General features: G+C 66.2%; 1 protein-coding gene. It reads right to left on the reverse strand.

Translation table 11 applies throughout. The annotated features are described in order from the left end of the window. A partial coding sequence (locus tag AC1DNK_RS30000; RefSeq protein ID WP_477944876.1) for a low temperature requirement protein A occupies positions 1–474 on the reverse strand: 474 nt, incomplete at both ends.

Genomic DNA, 474 nt, shown 5'->3' on the forward strand with positions numbered 1-474 from the left:
GTCCAAACCAACCATCACGCTGTACAGCAAGGTCAGTGACCCCTTGAAAATGGCTACGGGAACAGCGATCGTGGCGACGGCCGCGGCTGCGCTGATATGCGCCTCGTGGTCGATGTAGTAGGCCGCCACGTGCAGGCCGGCGCCCGTGGCGGCAATCGCCGCGAAGATCGGGATATGGCCGTAGCCGAAGAGGAACGACTGGTGCCGTCGCAGGTGGAGCGCGCGTCCGGCCGGCAGGAGGAAGTAGATCCACCACATGCCAAACGCCAGGGCTGTCCCGCCGAAGCCGACCAGCGCCGCGTCCACGCTCCAGCCGTGGTTGCCCACGATGGCGCGCAGGGTTGCGATGGCCCCGATGAGGCATTCGCCCAGGGCGATGATGGCCAGGAGTCCGTACCGCTCGGCAATGTGGTGGGCATGCCACGGCGTTCTGGCCTTGCGCTCGGCAGCATAAGGGGTGGCCATCTCCAACAC

Source organism: Rhizobium sp. 01N424, assembly GCF_056399485.1.